The sequence below is a fragment of the Methanocalculus natronophilus genome (assembly GCF_038751955.1).
In the GTDB taxonomy this organism is placed as follows: domain Archaea; phylum Halobacteriota; class Methanomicrobia; order Methanomicrobiales; family Methanocorpusculaceae; genus Methanocalculus; species Methanocalculus natronophilus.
In genome coordinates this window covers 1-1,017 of record NZ_JBCEXH010000023.1, presented here as the reverse complement: position 1 = coordinate 1,017, position 1,017 = coordinate 1, and the positions used below count along the sequence as shown (strand labels likewise).

The following is a 1,017-nucleotide window of genomic DNA, read 5'->3' as shown; positions in this document are numbered from 1 at the left end:
CTATGGGGTGTCGCAATGTAAACCGCTTCTACTAAGGGATCTGCTACTAAATCATGATAACTACCGTATGCTTTTTTTATATTGTATTCTTTTTGATAACTTAAGGCTTTTTTATAATCTCTAGAGGCAATAGCATAAGGTGTTATCTTTAATGCATTAAGCGTATATAAAAATTTTTTTGAAATGTTTCCTGCGCCAATTACTCCAAATTTTACCATACCATAGCCCTCTTTTCTTTAGCCGTATTATAACACAGTTAAAACTATATCCTATAGTTCTTTAAATGCATTAAAAAACCAGTTTAATGGGTTCACTAAACTGGTTTATACATTATTTAATCATCCGCATTTCCATAAAGTAATGTGTAGCTATCAAAGTGATCTTCTGTGAAATACACTAAACGTTTTTCAGGTGAGAATACAAAACGGAACCTACCCCGTGCAGACCCACTGCCATAAGGAATCCTTGTATCTGCGATAAAGAAATCCGTACGTCCAGGCATACTTGATGCTCCGTGGAACCACCAATATCCATAATATAAATGCTCTCCCAAGCTTTGACCATGCTCGTTTTCAACATCGATATAATGTTCACGTGTATTGGCTAAATCCATCCCAAAATCATGATCATCATAAAAGTCTTCATCAGGCTCGCCTACATACCGTCTATATAAATTCCATGCCGCAGGGGCTGAGCGATCGGTTCTATCTTCATCATAACGAATGATGTAGTTTGGTGGAAGCTTACCGAAAGTTCTAGCATAAAGTGCAACGTCATCGGTATCCGTATAGTATTTAGTTTCGACTAAACCACGTGGTGGGTGTTCAGGTGTTCCAAAATGTTGTTCAATATTTTCAAAGTTATCCGGTGTATAGAAGACTAACCCATCATTTGAATATACAACGTAAGCGCCATGATGGTCTCCGCCTTCATACTCGACAAATGCTTTATAGTATGAACGATCATCATCTGTAGGGATATCTTCATGCTCACTACTATCAAATGGAATGTCACCAA

At 37.4% G+C, this 1,017-nt stretch carries 2 protein-coding genes; both read right to left on the bottom strand.

Annotation, left to right across the window (positions count from 1 at the left end):
• A partial coding sequence (locus tag ABCO64_RS10125) for a Gfo/Idh/MocA family oxidoreductase (protein WP_343089366.1) occupies positions 1-218 on the bottom strand: 218 nt, incomplete at its 3' end.
• A gap of 116 nt (positions 219-334) precedes the next feature.
• On the bottom strand, positions 335-1,017 hold a 683-nt coding region (locus tag ABCO64_RS10120), incomplete at its 5' end, for a hypothetical protein (protein WP_343089365.1).